This window comes from Halomonas rhizosphaerae (assembly GCF_030010555.1).
In the GTDB taxonomy this organism is placed as follows: domain Bacteria; phylum Pseudomonadota; class Gammaproteobacteria; order Pseudomonadales; family Halomonadaceae; genus Halomonas; species Halomonas rhizosphaerae.
On sequence record NZ_JASCQP010000028.1, the window covers coordinates 195,165 to 213,940 of the forward strand.

Consider the following 18,776-nt stretch of genomic DNA (forward strand, 5'->3'; position numbering starts at 1 on the left):
TGATAGTGTAAGGTTTTTTGTCATCGGAACGCACGGGGCCCGTCAACGCCAGCCGACGGGCCTTGAACCCCGACGTTCCGATGCCGCACCATGGGGTGCTGTACCGACACCGCTGACGACAAGGAGAGATTCGATGGCATTCGAACTGCCCGCACTGCCTTACGAGAAGAACGCGCTGGAACCGCACATCTCCGCCGAGACCCTCGAGTATCACTACGGCAAGCACCACCAGACCTACGTGAACAAGCTCAACGAGCTGACCGACGGCACCGACGATGCCAACAAGTCCCTCGAGGAGATCATCAAGTCCTCTTCCGGCGGCCTGTTCAACCAGGCGGCCCAGGTCTGGAACCACACCTTCTACTGGCACTGCCTGTCGCCCAACGGTGGCGGTGAGCCGAGCGGCGCGCTGGCCGAGGCCATCAATGCCAAGTTCGGATCCTTCGACAAGTTCAAGGAAACCTTCAACGCCCAGGCCGCGGGCAACTTCGGTTCCGGCTGGACCTGGCTGATCAAGACCGACGACGGCGGCGTCGACATCGTCAACACCAGCAACGCCGACACCCCCATCGCCCATGGCCAGACCCCGCTGCTGACCATCGATGTGTGGGAACACGCCTACTACATCGATTACCGCAACGCACGTCCGAAGTACCTCGAGAACGTCTGGAGCGTCCTCAACTGGGACTTCGTCGCCCAGAACTTCAGCTGATCGCCCGGCGCCTCTGCGCCGACCGGCTGACGCAACGCAATCGGCCCCGCCAGTTGGCGGGGCCGATTGCGTTGGTCGGTCCCTCTCGGGCGCGGCCGGGATCGCGAGGGCTGGCTCAGGGGTCGGCGCGTCGTCCGATTCCCCGATAGTGCATCCCACAGGCGGCGACATGGGCAGGGTCATAGATGTTGCGCCCGTCGAGCAGCAACTTCTCGCCGAGCCGCTCGGCCAGCCGCGGCCAGTCGGGGTTCCAGTAGGCCTTCCACTCGGTGACGAGCATCAGCGCATCGGCCCCCTCGCAGGCCTCCAGGGGATCCCCCCGGAACACCTCGAGCAGCGGGTGCTCGCCGACCTCGGCCAGCACGGCCGGGATCGCCGCCGGGTCATGCAGGCGAACCCGCACGCCCTGGGCCCACAGCGCGCGCAGCAGCGTGAGCACCGGCGCCTGGTCGATGCGGGCGGTGCCGGGCTTGAAGGCCGCTCCCCAGATCGCCACCCGGCGACCCTCCAGGCGGCCATGGAAGTGCGCCCAGAGTTTGCGGAACAGCGTCTCCTTCTTGTGCTCATTGATGTCGAGCACCTGGTCGAGCAGCGCCGAGTGGCGCCCGCTCGCCGACTGGACGTCAGCCAGGCGCATCAGGTCGCGGGAGAAGTTGGGGCCGCCGAAGCCGCAACCGGGATAAAGGTACTCGTAGCCAATGCGCGAGTCGGCACCCATGCCCTGTCGGACATGCTCCACGTCCACTCCCAGGCTGTCGGCCAGCCCGGCGATATCGTTCATGTAGCTGATGCGCGTGGCGAGCATGCCGTTGATGGCCAGCTTGGTGAGCTCCGCGGCGCGCCGCGGCATGCGCTGGACCACCTCGCGGCGGCGGTTGAAGGCGCGCAACAGCTCGCGCACCTGACGCTCCGCTCCGTCATCGTCACAGCCCAGCAACCAGCGGGAGGGCCGGGTGAAAGCCTCCCAGGCACGCCCCTCCTCGAGCAGGTCGGCCAGGGCCACCGCCCGACAGCCGTCGATGCGCGATTCCAGCTGCTCGGTCTCCCCCACCGGGAAGGTGGAATTGTTGACCAGCACCGCCCCGGGGCAGAGGCCGGTCATCAGTCGCTCGACACTGTCGGTCGCGTCCAGGCGCTGGTCCGGGGATACAGCCAGCCAGAACACGTCGAAGGGCTCGCCACCGACGGCATCCTGCTCGTCGGCGACCAGGCGCAGGCTGCCCTGGCTCAGCCCCTCCTTGAGCCGTCGCATCAGCTCCGGTTCGCTGGTCAACCAGCCGCTGGTGGAGAGCGCCGGCCAGTCGGCCGAGGCGTGAGGCAGCCAGGTGACCCGGTGGCCGACCCAGGAGAGCGCCGCGGCGGCGGTGGCGGCGGCCAGTTCGCTGCCGTGGATCAGTACCCGCATGAGCGTCACTCCTCTCCGGCGTAGCGCGTCAGCAGTTCACGGAACCCTTGGCCGTAGCGCGCATGGCGGCGACCATAGGCGAGGATTGCCTCCAGGTAACCCAGCTGGTGGCCGCAGTCGTAGGTTTTGCCGCGCATTCGCCAGGCGTCCACCCCCTCCTCGCGACGCAGCGTCTCGATGGCATCGGTGAGCTGGATCTCGTTGCCGGCACCCGGCGGCGTATCGGCGAGCAGCGAGAAGATACGACCCGGCAGCACATAGCGGCCGATCACCGCCAGGTTCGAGGGCGCCTCGTCGACGGGCGGCTTCTCCACCACCCCGGCGATGGGTCTTGACTCGCCGGGGCCGGGGAGTTCGCCGTCGGTATCGACAATGCCGTATTTGTGGACCATGTCGTGGGGCACTTCCTCGACCATCAGCTGGCTGTGATGGCTGGCCTCGAAGGAGGCGATCATGCCGGCCAGGTCGTTGGGCTCGAGGCCTTCGTTGTCGACCAGCACGTCGGGCAGCAGCACCGCGAAGGGCTCGTCGTCGCCCACTACCGGGCGCGCGCAGAGCACGGCGTGTCCCAGGCCCAGCGGCTCGGGCTGGCGCACGCTGATGATATGGACGTCGGAGGGCACGATGGAGCGCAGTTCCTCCAGCAGTTCGATCTTGCCCTTGGCCTCGAGGCTCGCCTCGAGCTCGAAGTGCTTGTCGAAATGGTTCTCGATGGCGCTCTTGGTGCCATGGGTCACCAGCACGATGTCGCGAATGCCGGCGGCGACGGCCTCCTGGACCACATACTGGATCACCGGCCGGTCGACGATGGTGATCATCTCCTTGGGAATGGCCTTGGAGGCCGGGAGACAGCGCGTGCCGAACCCGGCAACGGGAAGAACAGCCTTGTTGATCATGGTGCGGTCCCTGTCACTGTTGAGGATGTGGCCCCCAGGAAAGCGTGGGAATGCCCTCCGGGGAGCGGGTACAATACTTCATGATACCGGACCGAGCCTGGCCTGCCAGAGTATCAGGTCGGCGACACCATGGAGAGAGCAGATGAGTGCAAGCCACCCGGAAGCGGACAACGTCGACCAGGCAGAGATCGCCAAGTTCGAGGCCCTGGCCGACCGCTGGTGGGATCCGCAGGGCGAGTTCAAGCCGCTCCACGACATCAACCCGCTGCGCCTGGACTTCATCGATGCCCGGGCGGGACTGGCCGGGCGACGGGTACTCGACGTGGGCTGCGGCGGCGGCATCCTTGCCGAGGCCATGGCGCACCGCGGCGCCGACGTCACCGCCATCGACCTGGGAGAGGCGCCACTGGCCGTGGCCCGGCAGCACGCCAAGGAGAGCGGCGTGGCCATCGGCTACCGCCACGTCAGCGTCGAGGAGATGGCCGCGGCCCACCCCGGCGAGTTCGACGTGGTGACCTGCCTGGAGATGCTCGAGCACGTGCCGGATCCCGGCTCGGTCGTGCGCGCCTGCGCCACCCTGGTCAAGCCCGGTGGCCAGGTGTTCTTCTCGACCCTGAACCGCAACCCCAAGGCCTATGCGCTGGCCGTGCTCGGCGCCGAGTACCTGCTGCGTATGCTGCCGCGCGGCACCCACGACTACCGCCGCTTCATCCGCCCCTCGGAACTGGCCGCCTGGTGCCGCGAGGCAGGCCTGGACGTGCGTGAGCAGAACGGCCTGGTCTTCCATCCGCTGACCCGTCGCTACGCCCTGTCGACGAGCGATGTCTCGGTCAACTACCTGATGCACTGTCGCCGGGAGGCGACGTGATGGCTGGACGGTCTCCTCGGGCCCTGCTCTTCGACCTTGACGGCACCCTGGTGGACACCGCGCCGGACCTGGCGCGGGCCACCAATGCCCTGAGGCGCCACCACGGCCTACCCGCCCTGCCCTATCCGGTGATCCGCGCCCAGGTCTCCAACGGCGGCAGTGCCCTGGTGACCCTTGCTCTGGGTCTCGCCAAGGAGGCGGAAGGCCATGGCGAGGCGCGCACCTTCCTGCTCGAAGCCTATGGACGGGCGGTGGCCGAGGAGAGCCGGGTCTTTGCCCCGTTGGAGCACCTGCTGGCCGAATGGGAGGGAAACGAGCGCCCCTGGGGAATCGTAACCAACAAGCCCCGGGCCTATGCCGTGCCGCTGGTCGAGGCGCTGGGGCTGGTCCCCGGCGCCCTGCTCTGCGCCGACGATCTGCCGGTCAAGAAGCCGGACCCCGAGCCCCTGAGAGAAGCCGCCCGTCGCCTGCAGACGACAGCGTCAGACTGCTGGTATATCGGCGATCACCGGCGCGACATGCAGGCGGCACGCGCCGCCGGCATGGCCGCGGTGGCGGTGGGCTATGGCTATATCGAGGAGGGAGACGACTACCGCGGATGGCCGGCCGACCTGTGGTTTGATACCGCCGAGGCGCTGGTGGCGGCACTGCGAGGCGCCGGGCGGGGGGATTAACCGTGCCCCGGGCGACCCGGGGCACCGCCGTCACCCGCGTTTCGGCGGCTGGGCGTCGAACTTCTCGCCGTTGTGGCCGCGGCTCTCCGGCCCCATCAGCCACAGGTAGGTGGGCATGATCTCCTCGGGGCCGCGCAGCGTCCTCTCGTCTTCCCCGGGATAGGCGGTCTTGCGCATGGCGGTTCGCGTCGCCCCGGGGTTCAGGCTGTTGACGCGCAGGGTGCCCAGGTGCTCGACCTCGTCGGCCAGCACCTCGACGAAGCCTTCGGTGGCGAACTTGGACACCGCGTAGGCCCCCCAGTAGGCCCGGCCACGTCGTCCCACGCTCGAGGAGGTGAACACCACCGAGGCGTCCGGCGAACTCTTCAGCAACGGCAGCAGGGCCTGGGTCATCCAGATCGGCCCGTTGATGTTGACCTGCATCACCTGCTCCCAGAGCTCGGGATTGTACTGCTCGAAGGGGGTGATGCGCCCGAGGATCCCGGCGTTGTGCAGGATGCCGTCGAGGCGGCCGAACTCCTTGTCGAGAGTCTCGGCCATGTCATGGTAGTCCTTGAGCGTGGCCCCCTCGAAGTTGAGCGGGAAGATGGCCGGCTGGGGCCCCCCGGCGGCCTCGATCTCGTCGTAGACCTTCTCCAGCTTGGCAATGGTGCGTCCCAGCAGGATCACGGTGGCCCCGTGGCCGGCGAAGGCCAGGGCCGCGGCCCGACCGATGCCGTCACCGGCACCGGTCACCAGGATGATGCGACCGTCGAGCAGGTCGGCCGCTGGCTGGTAGTCGATCTTGCAGGTCATCACGTCTCCTCTGTCCCTCAGTTGCCTGCCTGACGCAGGAAGTCGTCGGCCAGCCCGGCGGCGCTGCTGTCGGGATGCTCCTCGCGCACGCGGTCGAGCAGCGCCCGGCTCTCTTCCGGGCGCCCACGGCGCGCCTCCAGCAGCCCCAGCTTATAGAGGGTATCAGGCACCTTGCTGCTCTCCGGGAAGTCCTGCAGGACGCGCCGGAAGGCGGCATCGGCGGCATCCAGATCCCCCTCGGCCGAGTAGAGCTCGCCGAGCCAGTAGTGGGCGTTGGCGGTCAGGCGGCTGTCGGGATGATCGGCAACGAAGGACTCGAAGGCGCCGATGGCCTGGCCGAACTCGCGGGCCTGAACGTGCGAGAAGGCCGCCTGGTAGGCCGACTGGGCGCCGGGATCGTCACCGCTCGGCGGGGGGGTCTCGGCGACCTGGCGAGCGCTCTCCTCGTCCACCGGGGGGGCGGCCTGGTCGACGCCGCTGCCCGCCGCCATCAGGCGATCCTCGATGTCCAGATATTGCTGGCGAGTCTGGCGGCGCAACTGCTCCAGCTGGTGACGCAACTCCTCCACCTGCCCACGCAGCTGGCGGATCTCCTCCTGATGCTGCTGGACTTGATTGAAGATCACCAGGCTGCCGCCGGATTCCTCGCGGGTGGCCGCCTGGTCATAGAAGCCACCGGAACCCGATTGCCCGGTGAGGTCCTCGATGACCGGCTGCTGGGCCAGGGCCGGTGCCGCTACGGTCAGCGGGAGCAGCAAGGCTCCCGCACCGCACAGTCTCTTCAGACCGTGTCTCATCGTTCTCTCCCTCGTCGTGTCAGTCCCGCTCAGTAGGCGAAGACCACCCGACGGTTCTGGGCGTAGGCATCCTCGTTCTGGCCACGGGCCGCAGGTCGCTCCTCGCCATAGCTGACCACCTCGACCTGGGAGGGCGACACCCCCTGGACGTTGAGGTAGCGCTCGACGGCGCCGGCGCGACGCTCACCCAGTGCCAGGTTGTATTCGCGGGTACCGCGCTCGTCGGTATGCCCCTGCAGGACGACGCTCGCATTGGGGTTGTTCTGCAGGAAGCGGGCATGGGCGGTCAGCACCGACTCGAATTCGCTGCGAATGGCATCGCTGTCGTACTCGAAGTAGATGGTGCGGGTCTCGGGGATTCGACCGTCGGCATCGGCTCTCTGGCCGGCACGCTCGCCGCTGACGCCGCGTCCATCGGCGCTGTCCGTGGTCACGCCGTCGCGATCGGCGCCGCCGGCGCTTCCCGTCAGGTCGCCGTCCTGGCCCCCCCCCGTGCTGGAACAGCCGGCCACGAAGGCCAGGGACAGGGCGATGGCCAGGATTCTGGCATGGGGCTTGAGCTGCATCGTGAAACTCCTTGTTGGATACATCAGTTCAGAAACGGTGACCACGCGGGTTCGCGGACATCACCCTGTGCCGCCGGCAGACGGAAAGAGGCGCGCCCATCGGCGGAGACCCCGCCCAGCACCCCGTTGCCGCCCTGCTGGGTGGCGAAGATTACCATGGTGCCATTGGGCGCGACACTGGGGGATTCGGCCTGCCCCGCGTCGCTCAGGGCCACCAGGCGCCCGCTTTCCAGGTCCTGACGCGCCACCTGGTAGCCATTGTTGCCCCGGTGGATCAGGAAGATCGCCTCGCCGTCCGGCGCGAAGCGCGCCCGGGCATTGTAGTTGCCGGTGAAGGTGAGGCGCTCCTCCTCGCCGCTGCCCAGGTCGAGGCGATAGATCTGCGGGCCCCCGCTGCGGTCGGAGGTGAACAGCAGGCTGCGACCATCCGGCGACCAGGCGGGCTCGGTGTCGATGCTGGAGTTGTTGGTGACGCGCTGCACGTCCCGCGAGCCGATGTCCATCACGTAGATCTCGGGCTGGCCATCCTTGGAGAGCGCCATCGCCAGTCGGCGACCATCCGGTGACCAGGTCGGAGCACTGTTCAGCCCCTCGAAGGAGGTGGCACGCACGCGCCGGCCGGACGCGAGATCCTGGATGTAGATCGCCGGGCGCTCGGTCTCGAAGGAGACGTAAGCCAGCTTGCCGCCATCCGGCGACCAGGCCGGCGACATGATCGGCTCGTCGGACGAGAGGATCTGCTGGCTGTTACGCCCGTCGGCATCGGCCACGTGGAGGGCATACTGGGTTTCGTCCCCCACGCCGCTGGAGGTCACGTAGGCGATACGGGTCGAGAAGGCCCCCCGGATATCGGTGATCTCCTCGAAGATCTGGTCGCTGATGTAGTGCGCGGCATCGCGCAGTCCCTGGCGACCGGCCGTCACGCTCTCGGCGATCATGCGGCTCTCGCCACTGACGTCCATCAGCTCGTACTGGATGCGATACTCATCCCCCTCGCGACTGATTCGCCCCGCCACCAGGTAGCGAACGTCCAGGGCGCGCCAGTCGCCGTAGCGGACCTCGTCGCTCGAGGCGGGGCGCTCGAACATGGCACGACGCTCCAGCGGTTCGAAGTAGCCGCTTCGCTCCAGGTCATCGGAGACGATCTGCGCAATGTCCTGGGGCATGTCGTCGCCGTCGGCGAAGGGCACGATCGCGATGGGCGTGGCGCGGTCGCTGCCACGGGTGATCTCGATGGTCAGGTCGGCGGCCTGCGCCAGGCTGGTGAACAGCATCAGCATGGCGGCCAGCCAGGTGGTCTTCAGGATGTTCATCAGCGGATATCCCCCGGTCGGAATCGCAGGTTGAATTGACGGTAGTCGCGCTGGGCCGACGCCGGCAACTGGCGCAGCTCGGCGAAGGGCGCGGCGGCCTCCACGGCCTGGACCGCAGAACGGTCGAAGGCACTGTTGCCACTGCTCTGACCAATGGTAGCCGCGAACAGCTCACCTGAGGGGCCCAGTCGCACCGAGACCTCGGCGCTGGCCCCGTCAGGCACGTTGGGCGGAATCACCCAGGCCTGCTCCACCGCCCGGCGCACGAGGTTGATGAAGCTGTTGGCCGCTTCGGTGGCCTGACGGGCATTGGCCACGTTGTCGGCTTCGCCCTCGATGGCACGATCCAGGCCCTGGTTGGCGGCCTCGGCAGCGCGGCGGGCCTGCTCCTCGGCCTGGCGCTGGCGTTCGGCTTCCGCTTCGGCCTGGCGCTGGCGTTCGGCTTCTGCCTCGGCCTGGCGCTGGCGTTCGGCTTCCGCCTCGGCCTGGCGCTGGCGTTCGGCTTCCGCCTCGGCCTGGCGCTGACGCTCGGCTTCTGCCTCGGCCTGGCGCTGGCGTTCGGCTTCCTCTTCGGCCTGACGCTGGCGTTCGGCTTCCGCCTCGGCCTGACGCTGGCGTTCGGCTTCCGCCTCGGCCTGGCGCTGGCGTTCGGCTTCCTCTTCGGCCTGGCGCTGGCGTTCGGCTTCCTCCTGACGGCGACGCTCGGCCTGCTGCTCGCGTTCGCGGGCTTGCCGTTCGGCCTGCTCGGTGCGGCGGGCGGCCTCCTCCTCGGCAGCCCGACGAGCCTCCTCGCGGGCCTCGTTTTCCGCCTGACGCTGACGTTCGGCCTCCTCGGCCTGACGGGCAGCTTCCTCGGCGGCCTCGACCGCCTCGGCCTCTGCCTCGCGAGCTTCTTCTTGCTCGGCAGCCGCCGCGGCCTCCTCCTCGGCCTGTCGGGCCGCCGCCCGGGCCCGGGCCTCCTCGGCACGCTGGGCCTGGTCGGTGGTGGTCTCGGTACTGACGAGGGTCGCCTGGACGATATTGGTGCTCGGTGGCTCGGTCTCCCGCTCGGGAAAGCGGATCACGCTGGCCACCAGGATCGCCAGGTGCAGGGCGATGGCGAGCACCAGCGGCAGGCCATAGCCCACGCGTCGGTCATGTCTGGCCATGTGGGCTCCTCAACTGTCCCCGGGGGGCGGTTCCGAGATCAGCCCGACATTGGTCACCCCCGCGGTCTGCAGGGTGCTCATCAGCGTCACCACCTGGCCGTAGGGGACATTGCGGTCGCCGCGCACCATCACCGGGGTGCCCGGCTGACGTTCCAGCAGGATGATCACCCGTTCGCTCACCTCGTCGAGGCTGACCGGTGTCTCGTCCTCGCCCAGGGAAATGAAGTACTGGCCGTCACGGTCCACCGAGACGATGATCGGCTCGCGATCCTCGGTCTCCTCGATGGGTTCGGAACTGACCTGGGGCAGGTCGACCTGCACGCCCTGGGTGAGCATGGGCGCGGTGATCATGAAGATCACCAGCAGCACCAGCATGACGTCGATGAAGGGCACGACGTTGATCTCGCCCATGGGCTTGCTGCGCCCGCCACGATTGAAGGGTCCTAGCATGACGGCCTCTCCCTCAGTCGGCGCCGGGGTCGGTCCGGCCCTGCAGGTTGCGGTGCAGGATGGAATGGAACTCCTCGGCGAAGTCCTCGTACTTGCCCAGCAGGCGCCCAGACTCGGCGGAAAGCCGGTTGTAGAAGATCACCGCCGGAATCGCCGCGAACAGCCCCATGGCGGTGGCGATCAGGGCCTCGGCGATCCAGGGGGCCACCGTGGCCAGGGTCGCCTGCTGGGCCATGGAGAGGGACTGGAAGGAGCCCATGATGCCCCAGACGGTGCCGAACAGCCCGATATAGGGACTGGCCGAGGCGACCGTGGCCAGGAACACCAGGTGCAGGTTGAGGCGGTCCTCCTCGCGGGACCACGCCACACGCATGCTGCGCTGGACGCCCTCGAGTATCGCCTGGGGGCTGCGGGTCTTGGCCAGCAGGCGGTTGAACTCGCGGAAGCCGGCACGGAAGACGTGCTCGGCCCCCTGGGTTTCCTGCTCGGCGGGCGTCTCGCGATAGAGCTCGTTGAGATCGACACCGGACCAGAAGCGGTCCTCGAAGGCACGGTGTGCCTTGCGCGCCCGGCGCATCACGAAGGTACGCTGGAAGATCACCACCCAGGAGAGGATGGAGCCGATCACCAGGATCAGCATCACCATCTGCACTACGCCGCTGGCGTTCATGATCAGGTGGGGTATGGACATGGAGTCGTTCACGGGGATCCTCGTCGGTCTTGGTCAGTCGTCACGGGAGTGGGGGTCCGCTATTGGGGCGCCCGCTCGTGGGGCGCCATGTCGAAGTGATCCCAGGCCTGACGGGTCACCACCCGACCACGCGCGGTGCGCATCATCAGGCCCTGCTGGATCAGGTAGGGTTCGATGACGTCCTCGATGGTGTCGCGCTCCTCGCCGATCGCCGCGGCCAGGGAGTCGATGCCCACCGGGCCCCCGTCGAACTTCTCGATCATCGCCAGCAGCAGGCGCCGGTCCATATGATCGAGACCGTGGTGGTCGACGTGGAGCATGTTCAGGGCCAAGTCGGCTATCTCGGCATCCACGCGCCCCTGGGCGCGCACCTCGGCGAAGTCCCGCACCCGGCGCAGCAGCCGGTTGGCGATGCGCGGGGTGCCCCGGGAACGGCGTGCGACCTCTCGGGCGCCTTCCCGGTCGCTCTCGACCCCCAGCAGCCGGGCAGAGCGCACGACGATCTCGGTAAGCTCGTCGATGCTGTAGAACTCCAGGCGCTGGACGATGCCGAAGCGGTCGCGCAGCGGCGAGGTCAGAAGGCCCGCCCGGGTGGTGGCACCGACCAGGGTGAAGGGGGGAAGGTCGAGCTTGATCGAACGCGCCGCCGGCCCCTCGCCGATGACGATGTCGAGCTGAAAGTCCTCCATGGCGGGGTAGAGGATCTCCTCCACCACCGGCGACAGGCGGTGGATCTCGTCGATGAACAGCACATCGCCGGGCTGCAGGTTGGTGAGCATGGCGGCGAGGTCGCCGGCCCGCTCCAGCACCGGCCCCGAGGTGGACTTGAGCCCCACCCCCATCTCGGCGGCGACGATGTTGGCGAGCGTCGTCTTGCCGAGCCCCGGCGGACCGAACACCAGGGTGTGGTCGAGGCTCTCCTCTCGTCCGCGGGCGGCGCTGATGAAGATGTCGAGCTGCTCGCGCACCCGCGGCTGGCCGATATAGTCGGCGAGCCGCTTGGGACGGATGGCATGGTCGACGCTGCCCTCCCCCTCGCGGGGGTCGGCGGCGATCAGGCGATCAGTCTCGAGCATGGCGGCCATCCGGCATCAGGTGAAAACGTGGATACGGCATCGAATCACCCCGCCAGGCGGCGGGTCAGCGCCGCCTTGATCATGGCCTCGGTGGAGCCGGACGTCTCTAGGCCGAGCAGCATGCGGGCCGCCTCGGTGGGCTTGTAGCCGAGGCTGACCAGGGCCGCCTCGGCATCGGCGACGGGGTCCGCGGCGCCGGAGGAGACGCTGCCCGTCGGATCCCTGGTGCCGATGGCCAGCTCGCCCGGCTGCTCCCAGTGAGGGAAGCGGTCGCGCATCTCGATGATCAACCGCTCGGCGGTCTTCTTGCCCACCCCGGGCAGCCGGGTCAGCGCCTTGACGTCATCGTCCATCACGCAGCGCACGAAGGCCTCCTCGTCCATGCCGGAGAGGATGCCCAGTGCCAGCTTGGGGCCGATACCATTGACCTTGATCAGGGCACGGAAGAGGGAACGCTCCTGCTCCCGGGCGAAGCCGTAGAGCAGGTGGGCATCCTCCCGGATGACCAGGTGGGTATAGAGCGATACCGGCTCCCCGGTGCCGGGCATGGCCACCAGGGTGGTCATGGAGGCTTCCAGCTCGTAGCCGACACCGGCCACCTCCACCACCATCCAGGGGGGCTGTTTCTCGAGCAGGGTGCCTCGCAGGCGTCCTATCATGGAAGTTCGCTGTCCCTTGGGTTGGAGTCCATCGCGGCCCGCGGGGCCGTCATCGGGCCACTATACTGTTCGCCCGTGCCGCATGCCAGCCCGCGGGAACAGCGTTCGACAATCTGGCACCGTCGCCTCACGGCGACAGCTCACGGACGAAAGTCACGCCAGGAGCCTCCCTTGCGACGGCTGCGATGCCCGCCATAGCTCCCCTCACGCATCAGCCCCATGCGGGCATGGGCATGGGTGAGCGCAATGGCCAGGGCGTCGGCGGCATCCGCCTGAGGCGTGGCCGAGAGGCCGAGGATCGCCGTCACCATGTGCTGCACCTGGGCCTTGTCGGCGCTGCCACTGCCGGCCACCGCCTGCTTGATCTGGCGAGGGCCGTACTCGCTGACCGGCAAGCCATGGTTGGCGGCACAGACGATGGCCGTGCCGCGGGCCTGGCCGAGCTTGAGGGCGGAGTCGGCATTCTTCGACATGAACACCTGCTCGATGGCGAACTCCCCGGGGCCATGCACCGAGATCAGCTCGCTGACCCCGGCGTAGACCTGGGCCAGGCGCTGGGCCAGGTCGTCGGCCTGGATGCGGATGCAGCCGCTGGCCACGTAGCGCGGCGTGGGCGTGGTGACGTCCAGCACCCCGTAGCCGGTGATCCGCGAGCCGGGGTCGATGCCGAGGATCAGCATCGGCAAGGTTCAGTCGAGCAGGTCGAGGACATCATCGGCAAACTCCGCGTTGGTGGTGACGTTCTGGACATCGTCCAGGTCCTCGAGCATGTCGAGCAGCTTGAGGACCTTGCTGGCGAGCTCCGCCTCGGCGATGGGCGTGGTGGTTTCCGGATAGAGCCCCACATCGCTGTACGCGGGCTCGATCCCCGCCGCGACCAGGGCATCCTTCACCCGGCCGAAGGAGTCGGGCGTGGTGACCACCTCGAGGCGGCCATCGTCACGGACCTCGATCTCCTCGGGCTCCGCGTCCAGGGTGGCCTCGATCGCGGCCTCCTCGGTGACCCCCTCGGGCAGCAGCAGGCGCCCCTGACGGTGGAACATGAAGGCCACCGACCCGGTGGTACCCAGGTTGCCGCCCTGCTTGCCGAAGGCATGTCGCACCTCGGAGACAGTTCGATTGCGGTTATCGGTCATGCACTCGACCATCACCGCGACCCCCTCGGGCCCATAGCCCTCGTAGACGCACTCCTCCATGGCGTCGCCGTCGGCGTTGCCGGCGCCCCGGTCCACCGCACGCTGGATGGTCTCCTTGGTCATGTTGTTGGCCAGCGCCTTGTCGATGGCGGCGCGCAGTCGCGGGTTGTCGGCCGGCTCACCGCCGCCCTGGCGTGCCGCCACGCTCAGCTCACGGATCAGCTTGTTGAAGATCTTGCCGCGCCTGGCGTCCTGGGCCGCCTTGCGATGTTTGATATTGGCCCACTTGCTATGGCCTGCCATTGCAACAACCTCCTGTGGTAGCGCTATCTCTGCTCGAGGCCATTTCGGCGACAGCGCCTCCTTCCTCAAGGTTTCCAGACGCCACCGGCGCCCTGGGGCGCCGGTGGATGTCATCGGGTCGGAATCGCCGTCACTCGCCGGCGGTCTCCGCCTTGGCCTTCTGGCGCAGGCGGATGTTGAGCTCCTTGAGCTGCTCGGCGCTGACCTCGCCCGGCGCCTCGGTCAGCAGGCAGGCCGCGCTCTGGGTCTTCGGGAAGGCGATCACCTCGCGGATGGTCTTCGCCCCGCTCATCAGCATCACCAGGCGGTCGAGGCCGAAGGCCAGGCCGCCGTGGGGCGGCGCGCCGTACTGCAGGGCGTCGAGCAGGAAGCCGAACTTCTCGCGGGCCTCCTCCTCGCCGATGCCCAGCACCTCGAGGACGGTCTGCTGCATCGCCTGGTCGTGAATACGGATCGAGCCGCCGCCAAGTTCGGTGCCGTTGAGCACCATGTCATAGGCCCGCGAGAGCGCGGAGGCCGGGTGGGCCTTGAGGGTCTCGGCGTCGCAGGAGGGAGCGGTGAACGGATGGTGCAGGGCCTGCAGGCGGGCGCTGCCGTCCTCCTCGAACATCGGGAAGTCGACCACCCACAGCGGGGCCCAGTCGGCGGTATAGAGGTCGAGGTCCTCGCCGAGGCGCACGCGCAGCGCCCCGAGGGCCTCGTTGACGATGCGTGCCTTGTCGGCACCGAAGAAGATGATGTCGCCGTCCTCGGCGCCCACCCGGTCCAGCAGCTGCTCGACCACGCCCTCCATGAACTTGACGATGGGCGACTGCAGGCCCTCGAGGCCCTTGGCCCGCTCGTTGACCTTGATCCAGGCCAGCCCGCGAGCACCGTAGATGCCGACGAACCGGGTGTAGTCGTCGATCTCCTTGCGGGACAGGCTGGCCCCGCCCGTCACCTTCAGGGCGGCGACGCGACCGTCATCGGCGTTGGCCGGGCCGGAGAAGACCTTGAAGTCGACGTCCTGCATTAGGTCATCGACGTCGGTGAGCTCGAGCGGGATGCGCAGGTCCGGCTTGTCGGAGCCGAAGCGGCTCATGGCCTCGGCATAGGGCATGCGCGGGAAGGCGGGCAGCTCGACCTCGAGCACCTCCTGGAACAGCTGGCGGACCATCGCCTCGGTGATCGCCATGATGTCCTCCTCCTCGACGAAGGAGGCCTCGAGGTCGATCTGGGTGAACTCGGGCTGGCGGTCGGCGCGCAGGTCCTCGTCGCGGAAGCACTTGGCGATCTGGTAGTAGCGGTCGAAGCCCGACACCATCAACAACTGCTTGAACAGCTGCGGCGACTGGGGCAGCGCGAAGAAGCTGCCCGGATGGGTGCGGCTCGGCACCAGGTAGTCGCGGGCCCCCTCGGGGGTGGCGCGGGTCAGGATCGGGGTCTCGATGTCCAGGAAGCCCTGGCCCTCGAGGAAGGCGCGTACGCTGTGGGAGATGCGCGAGCGCAGGCGCAGCTTCTCGATCATCTCCGGGCGACGCAGGTCGATGTAGCGATGCTTGAGTCGTACCTCCTCGCCCACCTTGCCATGCTCGTCGAGCTGAAAGGGGGGCGTGGCGGCGGTGTTGAGCACCTCCACCTGCTTGGCCAGCACCTCGATCATGCCGGTGGGCATGTTGGGGTTCTGGGTGCCCTCGGGGCGCAGCCTGACGCGACCGACGATGCGCAGCACATACTCGCTGCGGGCGCGGTCGGCATTGGCGAAGGCCTCGGCGGTATCGGGGTCGACCACGACCTGGGCGATGCCGTCGCGATCGCGCATGTCGAGGAAGATCACGCCCCCATGGTCACGGCGGCGATGGACCCAGCCGCACAGGGTGACCGTCTGATCCACCAGGGTCTCGTTCAGCTGGCCGCAATAATGGCTGCGCATGTCAAATCCTGTTCTGTTGCATGAAATGGTGAAAGGCAAGGCCGGGCGACTCAGGCCGCCGCCCCGTCCTTGCTCGGCGTCTTGTCGGCCTTGCCGCCCTCGCCGCCGGCCAGGTTCTTCTTGCTGCCGGTCTTAAAGTCGGTCTCGTACCAGCCGCCGCCGGCCAGCCGGAACCCGGCCGCGGAAACCAGGCGATTGAGCTCTGCCGCCTCGCAGGCGGGACAGTCCCTCAGCGGCTCGGCGCTGATCTTCTGAAGCTTCTCCAGGCGGTGGCCGCAGGCCTTGCACTCGTATTCGTAGATGGGCATGGTTTGATCACTCCCGATGTAATGACATGTCCCATGGGTCAAGCACGGGCAGGGGGACCACCGCCTCGCGCTACCGTGGTGCGATATAGGGCCGGCCCGCGGATAATCCAAGCCTGCCTCGAAAGCCGGATATTATAGCCTGTCGCGCCGGGCAAGGCCCAGCCCTGCCAGGGCCTGTTGCCCGACTCGCCTGCATCGACAAGGAACATCTCATGAAAGCCGTCATTCTCGACGCCGCCAGCCTGGGGCCCGACATCGACCTGGAACCGATCCGCCAGCACCTCGACACCCTGGACGTGCATGATCAGAGCACGCGCGACCAGGCCGCCGACCGGCTCGCCGGCGCCGAGGTGGCCATCGTCAACAAGGTGGTGCTCGACGCCCAGACCCTCGATGCCCTGCCCGCGCTCAAGCTGATCTGCGTGCTGGCCACCGGCACCAACAACATCGACATGGCTGCGGCCGAACGCCTGGGCATCAGCGTGAAGAACGTCACGGCCTATGGCACGGCCAGTGTGGCCCAGCACACCCTGATGCTGATGCTGGCCCTGGCCACCCGACTGCCCCTCTACCAGCGCGACGTGGCCGAGGGGCGCTGGAACGAAAGCCCCTTCTTCTGCCTGATGGATCACACGACCCTGCAGTTGGAAGGCAAGCGGCTGGTGATCGTCGGCCAGGGCGAGCTGGGCTCGAAGGTGGCCCGCCTGGCCCAGGCCTTCGGCATGCACGTCGACTTCGCCGCCCGCCCCGGCAACGAGGCACATGACAGCCGCCCCGGCCTGCACGACCTGGCGCCCGAGGCGGACGTGATCAGCCTGCACTGCCCGCTTACCGAGGCCACCCGCCACCTGGTCGATACCGCCCTGCTGGCCACCCTCAAGCCCGGTGTGCTGCTCGTCAACTGCGCCCGGGGCGGGATCATCGACGAGGAAGCGGCGCTCGAGGCCCTGCGGCGGGGCCGCCTGGGCGGGCTCGGCGTCGACGTGCTGCCCGTGGAGCCACCGCGCGAGGGGCACCCGCTGCTCGACGCGCTGGGCGAGCCGCTCAACCTGATCGTCACGCCCCACAACGCCTGGATCACCCCCGAGGCCCGCCAGCGCATCGTGGCCCTCACCGCCGACAACCTGCGCGGCTGGCAGGAAGGCTGAGCATGGAGACCCGCATGCTGCACAACTTCGGCTCCATCAATCTCGACCACTTCTATCGCGTTCCCCATCTGGTGCGTCCCGGCGAGACCCTGGCCAGCCGCGACTACCGGGTCGGCCTGGGTGGCAAGGGGGCCAACCAGTCACTGGCCATGGCACGCGCCGGCGGGCGGGTCCGCCACTGGGGGCGGCTGGGTCGCCAGGACGCCTGGGCCCGTGACCTGCTGGGCCGTGCCGGGGTGGAGGTAGAGGCGATCGCCCTGGTCGACGAGCCCAGCGGCCACGCCATCATCCAGGTGGACGACCGCGGCGAGAACGCCATCATCCTCTTCCCGGGCGCCAACCACGGCACCACCGAGCAGGACCTCGACGCGCACTTCGCCGCGGCCTCGCCCGGGGACTGGCTGCTGGCCCAGAACGAGTGCAATGCCCTGCCCCGGGTGCTGGAACGCGCCGCCGAGGCGGGCCTGAACGTCGCCTTCAACCCGGCCCCGATGAGCGATGCGGTGCTCGAGTTGCCCCTGGCCCACTGTCGGCTGCTGTTCGTCAATCGCGGCGAGGCCGCGTGGCTGGCCGGCCTGGACGAGGCCTCCCCGCCCGAGGTCCTGCTGGACGGCCTTGCTCGCCGCCTGCCCGACGGCGAGACGGTGCTGACCCTGGGCGGCGACGGCGCCTGGTACCAGTCCGGCGACGAACGCCACTTCCAGCCGGCCCTGCCGGTCCCTCCGCGGGACACCACGGCGGCCGGCGACACCTTCATCGGCTACTACCTGGCCGCCCTGCAGCAGGGACGGCCGGTGACCGACTGCCTGACGCGCGCCGCCACCGCCGCCGCCCTGGGCGTCCAGGTCGCCGGCGCCGCCGAGAGCATTCCCGAGGCGACGGCGGTCGAGCGCGCCCTGCGCGACGGCCTTCCCGCGCCCCACCGCCACGACGAGGAGGCACCGTGAGCCATCCGATCATCTTCGACACCGACCCGGGGGTCGACGACGCCCAGGCCATCGCCATCGCGCTGCGCCATCCCGAGATCGACCTGCTGGGGCTGACCACCACCTACGGCAACGTCGACGTGGAGACCGCCACCCACAATGCCCTGCTGCTCTCCGAACTCGCCGGGCGCGAGATCCCCGTCGCCCAGGGCGCCGCGGCACCGCTGGTCAAGGCGCGCCACCCCCCGCCCGCCCATATCCATGGCACCAACGGACTGGGCGATATCGAACTGCCGCCGGTCCAGGGCAAGGCCGATCCCCGCAGCGCAGCGCAGTTCATCGTCGACACCCTGAATGCCCGGCCCGGCGAGGTCACCCTGGTGGCAGTGGGCCCGGTGGGCAACCTGGCCGCGGCCCTGCAGCTCGACCCGACGATCATCGGCAAGGTCAAGCGGGTGGTGATCATGGGCGGCTCGATCCGCGAGGGCGGCAACGTCACCCCGGTGGCCGAGGCCAACATGTTCAATGACCCGGACGCCGCCGCCCGGGTGCTCACCGCCGGCTGGCCGCTGACCCTGGTGGGACTGGACGTCACCCATCGCTGCGTGCTCACCGGCGAGCACATGGCGCGCATCGAGGCCGGCCAGGGCGCCCTCGGCAAGGTGCTGGCGGGCAGCTACGGCTTCTACCGGGACTTCTACCGGGAGTTCCTGGGCATCGATGGCTGCTGTCCCCACGACAGCTGTGCCCTGGCCTGGCTGCTGCGCCCGGAGCTCTTCACCACCAGCCGCGGCCACCTGACCGTGGCGACCGCCGGTGATGCCGAGGGCCAGACGATCTTCGCCCCCGAGGGGCGCGGCTTCATCGAGACGCGCTGGTCCCGCACCCCGCTGGTGGAGGTGTGCCTGGGTGTCGACGGCGAAGCCGTCAGCGACTGGATCGCCGACACCCTGGCCTGACGTCCGAGGCCCGAACCGGTGCGGCGCGCCACAG

21 protein-coding genes are annotated in these 18,776 nt (G+C 68.6%); 6 read left to right on the plus strand and 15 right to left on the minus strand.

The window, feature by feature from the left end:
- The first annotated feature begins 133 nt into the window (after window positions 1-133).
- Complete coding sequence (locus QLQ83_RS13110; protein WP_133634177.1) at window positions 134-712, plus strand: superoxide dismutase; 579 nt, start codon at window positions 134-136, stop codon at window positions 710-712.
- Between the two features lie 115 nt (window positions 713-827).
- Here the strand turns inward: QLQ83_RS13110 and QLQ83_RS13115 are convergent, their stop codons facing one another.
- Together QLQ83_RS13115 and galU are read right to left on the minus strand one after the other, a co-directional pair.
- Complete coding sequence (locus QLQ83_RS13115) at window positions 828-2,117, minus strand: nucleotide sugar dehydrogenase (RefSeq protein WP_282735966.1); 1,290 nt, start codon at window positions 2,115-2,117, stop codon at window positions 828-830.
- Window positions 2,118-2,122: 5 nt separating this feature from the next.
- Entirely contained in the window at window positions 2,123-3,013 is an 891-nt protein-coding gene (galU, locus tag QLQ83_RS13120; RefSeq protein WP_282735967.1) for a UTP--glucose-1-phosphate uridylyltransferase GalU, read from the minus strand.
- Between the two features lie 142 nt (window positions 3,014-3,155).
- On the opposite strand from galU, the gene ubiG reads away from it, so the two are divergent.
- A complete protein-coding gene (ubiG, locus tag QLQ83_RS13125) occupies window positions 3,156-3,881 on the plus strand; it encodes a bifunctional 2-polyprenyl-6-hydroxyphenol methylase/3-demethylubiquinol 3-O-methyltransferase UbiG (protein WP_282735968.1) in 726 nt (241 codons plus the stop codon).
- Window positions 3,881-4,555: an HAD-IA family hydrolase gene (locus QLQ83_RS13130; protein WP_282735969.1), complete on the plus strand. Its 675-nt coding sequence runs from the start codon at window positions 3,881-3,883 to the stop codon at window positions 4,553-4,555. The genes ubiG and QLQ83_RS13130 overlap by 1 nt, the downstream gene beginning before the upstream one ends.
- A gap of 30 nt (window positions 4,556-4,585) precedes the next feature.
- Here the strand turns inward: QLQ83_RS13130 and QLQ83_RS13135 are convergent, their stop codons facing one another.
- The 13 genes from QLQ83_RS13135 to QLQ83_RS13195 all read right to left on the minus strand — a co-directional run bounded on the left by QLQ83_RS13135 (window position 4,586) and on the right by QLQ83_RS13195 (window position 15,709).
- Complete coding sequence (locus QLQ83_RS13135) at window positions 4,586-5,350, minus strand: YciK family oxidoreductase (RefSeq protein WP_282735970.1); 765 nt, start codon at window positions 5,348-5,350, stop codon at window positions 4,586-4,588.
- 17 nt (window positions 5,351-5,367) lie between these two features.
- A complete protein-coding gene (ybgF, locus tag QLQ83_RS13140) occupies window positions 5,368-6,147 on the minus strand; it encodes a tol-pal system protein YbgF (protein WP_282735971.1) in 780 nt (259 codons plus the stop codon).
- 29 nt (window positions 6,148-6,176) lie between these two features.
- Window positions 6,177-6,713 (minus strand): peptidoglycan-associated lipoprotein Pal, encoded by a 537-nt coding sequence (gene pal / locus QLQ83_RS13145; RefSeq protein ID WP_282735972.1) that lies wholly within the window; start codon window positions 6,711-6,713, stop codon window positions 6,177-6,179.
- A 23-nt stretch (window positions 6,714-6,736) separates the two neighbouring features.
- Complete coding sequence (gene tolB, locus QLQ83_RS13150) at window positions 6,737-8,026, minus strand: Tol-Pal system beta propeller repeat protein TolB (RefSeq protein WP_282735973.1); 1,290 nt, start codon at window positions 8,024-8,026, stop codon at window positions 6,737-6,739.
- Entirely contained in the window at window positions 8,026-9,174 is a 1,149-nt protein-coding gene (gene tolA / locus QLQ83_RS13155; RefSeq protein ID WP_282735974.1) for a cell envelope integrity protein TolA, read from the minus strand. The genes tolB and tolA overlap by 1 nt, the downstream gene beginning before the upstream one ends.
- A gap of 9 nt (window positions 9,175-9,183) precedes the next feature.
- Complete coding sequence (gene tolR, locus QLQ83_RS13160; RefSeq protein WP_282735975.1) at window positions 9,184-9,624, minus strand: protein TolR; 441 nt, start codon at window positions 9,622-9,624, stop codon at window positions 9,184-9,186.
- A 13-nt stretch (window positions 9,625-9,637) separates the two neighbouring features.
- Window positions 9,638-10,315 carry a protein TolQ gene (gene tolQ, locus QLQ83_RS13165; RefSeq protein ID WP_284047698.1) on the minus strand — a complete coding sequence of 226 codons (678 nt, stop codon included), beginning with the start codon at window positions 10,313-10,315 and terminating at the stop codon, window positions 9,638-9,640.
- Window positions 10,316-10,374: 59 nt separating this feature from the next.
- Complete coding sequence (ruvB, locus tag QLQ83_RS13170) at window positions 10,375-11,391, minus strand: Holliday junction branch migration DNA helicase RuvB (RefSeq protein WP_282735976.1); 1,017 nt, start codon at window positions 11,389-11,391, stop codon at window positions 10,375-10,377.
- Window positions 11,392-11,435: 44 nt separating this feature from the next.
- Window positions 11,436-12,050: a Holliday junction branch migration protein RuvA gene (gene ruvA, locus QLQ83_RS13175; protein WP_282735977.1), complete on the minus strand. Its 615-nt coding sequence runs from the start codon at window positions 12,048-12,050 to the stop codon at window positions 11,436-11,438.
- A 140-nt stretch (window positions 12,051-12,190) separates the two neighbouring features.
- Window positions 12,191-12,730 carry a crossover junction endodeoxyribonuclease RuvC gene (gene ruvC / locus QLQ83_RS13180; RefSeq protein ID WP_282736160.1) on the minus strand — a complete coding sequence of 180 codons (540 nt, stop codon included), beginning with the start codon at window positions 12,728-12,730 and terminating at the stop codon, window positions 12,191-12,193.
- A 9-nt stretch (window positions 12,731-12,739) separates the two neighbouring features.
- Window positions 12,740-13,489: a YebC/PmpR family DNA-binding transcriptional regulator gene (locus tag QLQ83_RS13185; RefSeq protein ID WP_282735978.1), complete on the minus strand. Its 750-nt coding sequence runs from the start codon at window positions 13,487-13,489 to the stop codon at window positions 12,740-12,742.
- A gap of 130 nt (window positions 13,490-13,619) precedes the next feature.
- The gene (gene aspS, locus QLQ83_RS13190) at window positions 13,620-15,401 is read right to left on the minus strand and encodes an aspartate--tRNA ligase (protein ID WP_282735979.1); all 1,782 of its coding nucleotides are present in this window, start codon (window positions 15,399-15,401) and stop codon (window positions 13,620-13,622) included.
- A 50-nt stretch (window positions 15,402-15,451) separates the two neighbouring features.
- A complete protein-coding gene (locus QLQ83_RS13195) occupies window positions 15,452-15,709 on the minus strand; it encodes an FmdB family zinc ribbon protein (RefSeq protein WP_133634210.1) in 258 nt (85 codons plus the stop codon).
- Between the two features lie 212 nt (window positions 15,710-15,921).
- Between QLQ83_RS13195 and QLQ83_RS13200 the strand changes: the two genes are divergently transcribed.
- The 3 genes from QLQ83_RS13200 to QLQ83_RS13210 are packed head-to-tail and all read left to right on the plus strand — an operon-like array spanning window position 15,922 to window position 18,742.
- A complete protein-coding gene (locus tag QLQ83_RS13200; RefSeq protein WP_282735980.1) occupies window positions 15,922-16,857 on the plus strand; it encodes a D-2-hydroxyacid dehydrogenase in 936 nt (311 codons plus the stop codon).
- A gap of 2 nt (window positions 16,858-16,859) precedes the next feature.
- On the plus strand, window positions 16,860-17,804 hold the full coding sequence (locus tag QLQ83_RS13205) for a ribokinase (RefSeq protein ID WP_326521411.1): 945 nt from the start codon (window positions 16,860-16,862) through the stop codon (window positions 17,802-17,804).
- On the plus strand, window positions 17,801-18,742 hold the full coding sequence (locus tag QLQ83_RS13210; RefSeq protein ID WP_282735981.1) for a nucleoside hydrolase: 942 nt from the start codon (window positions 17,801-17,803) through the stop codon (window positions 18,740-18,742). The genes QLQ83_RS13205 and QLQ83_RS13210 overlap by 4 nt, the downstream gene beginning before the upstream one ends.
- Window positions 18,743-18,776: the final 34 nt, after the last annotated feature.

What these genes read in the sequence shown, in the direction of transcription:
- QLQ83_RS13110 (WP_133634177.1), top strand. Translation starts at nt 134, where the DNA reads ATGGCATTCGAACTGCCCGCACTGCCTTACGAGAAGAACGCGCTGGAA.
- QLQ83_RS13115 (WP_282735966.1), bottom strand. Translation starts at nt 2,117, where the DNA reads ATGCGGGTACTGATCCACGGCAGCGAACTGGCCGCCGCCACCGCCGCC.
- galU (WP_282735967.1), bottom strand. Translation starts at nt 3,013, where the DNA reads ATGATCAACAAGGCTGTTCTTCCCGTTGCCGGGTTCGGCACGCGCTGT.
- ubiG (WP_282735968.1), top strand. Translation starts at nt 3,156, where the DNA reads ATGAGTGCAAGCCACCCGGAAGCGGACAACGTCGACCAGGCAGAGATC.
- QLQ83_RS13130 (WP_282735969.1), top strand. Translation starts at nt 3,881, where the DNA reads ATGGCTGGACGGTCTCCTCGGGCCCTGCTCTTCGACCTTGACGGCACC.
- QLQ83_RS13135 (WP_282735970.1), bottom strand. Translation starts at nt 5,350, where the DNA reads ATGACCTGCAAGATCGACTACCAGCCAGCGGCCGACCTGCTCGACGGT.
- ybgF (WP_282735971.1), bottom strand. Translation starts at nt 6,147, where the DNA reads ATGAGACACGGTCTGAAGAGACTGTGCGGTGCGGGAGCCTTGCTGCTC.
- pal (WP_282735972.1), bottom strand. Translation starts at nt 6,713, where the DNA reads ATGCAGCTCAAGCCCCATGCCAGAATCCTGGCCATCGCCCTGTCCCTG.
- tolB (WP_282735973.1), bottom strand. Translation starts at nt 8,026, where the DNA reads ATGAACATCCTGAAGACCACCTGGCTGGCCGCCATGCTGATGCTGTTC.
- tolA (WP_282735974.1), bottom strand. Translation starts at nt 9,174, where the DNA reads ATGGCCAGACATGACCGACGCGTGGGCTATGGCCTGCCGCTGGTGCTC.
- tolR (WP_282735975.1), bottom strand. Translation starts at nt 9,624, where the DNA reads ATGCTAGGACCCTTCAATCGTGGCGGGCGCAGCAAGCCCATGGGCGAG.
- tolQ (WP_284047698.1), bottom strand. Translation starts at nt 10,315, where the DNA reads ATGTCCATACCCCACCTGATCATGAACGCCAGCGGCGTAGTGCAGATG.
- ruvB (WP_282735976.1), bottom strand. Translation starts at nt 11,391, where the DNA reads ATGCTCGAGACTGATCGCCTGATCGCCGCCGACCCCCGCGAGGGGGAG.
- ruvA (WP_282735977.1), bottom strand. Translation starts at nt 12,050, where the DNA reads ATGATAGGACGCCTGCGAGGCACCCTGCTCGAGAAACAGCCCCCCTGG.
- ruvC (WP_282736160.1), bottom strand. Translation starts at nt 12,730, where the DNA reads ATGCTGATCCTCGGCATCGACCCCGGCTCGCGGATCACCGGCTACGGG.
- QLQ83_RS13185 (WP_282735978.1), bottom strand. Translation starts at nt 13,489, where the DNA reads ATGGCAGGCCATAGCAAGTGGGCCAATATCAAACATCGCAAGGCGGCC.
- aspS (WP_282735979.1), bottom strand. Translation starts at nt 15,401, where the DNA reads ATGCGCAGCCATTATTGCGGCCAGCTGAACGAGACCCTGGTGGATCAG.
- QLQ83_RS13195 (WP_133634210.1), bottom strand. Translation starts at nt 15,709, where the DNA reads ATGCCCATCTACGAATACGAGTGCAAGGCCTGCGGCCACCGCCTGGAG.
- QLQ83_RS13200 (WP_282735980.1), top strand. Translation starts at nt 15,922, where the DNA reads ATGAAAGCCGTCATTCTCGACGCCGCCAGCCTGGGGCCCGACATCGAC.
- QLQ83_RS13205 (WP_326521411.1), top strand. Translation starts at nt 16,860, where the DNA reads ATGGAGACCCGCATGCTGCACAACTTCGGCTCCATCAATCTCGACCAC.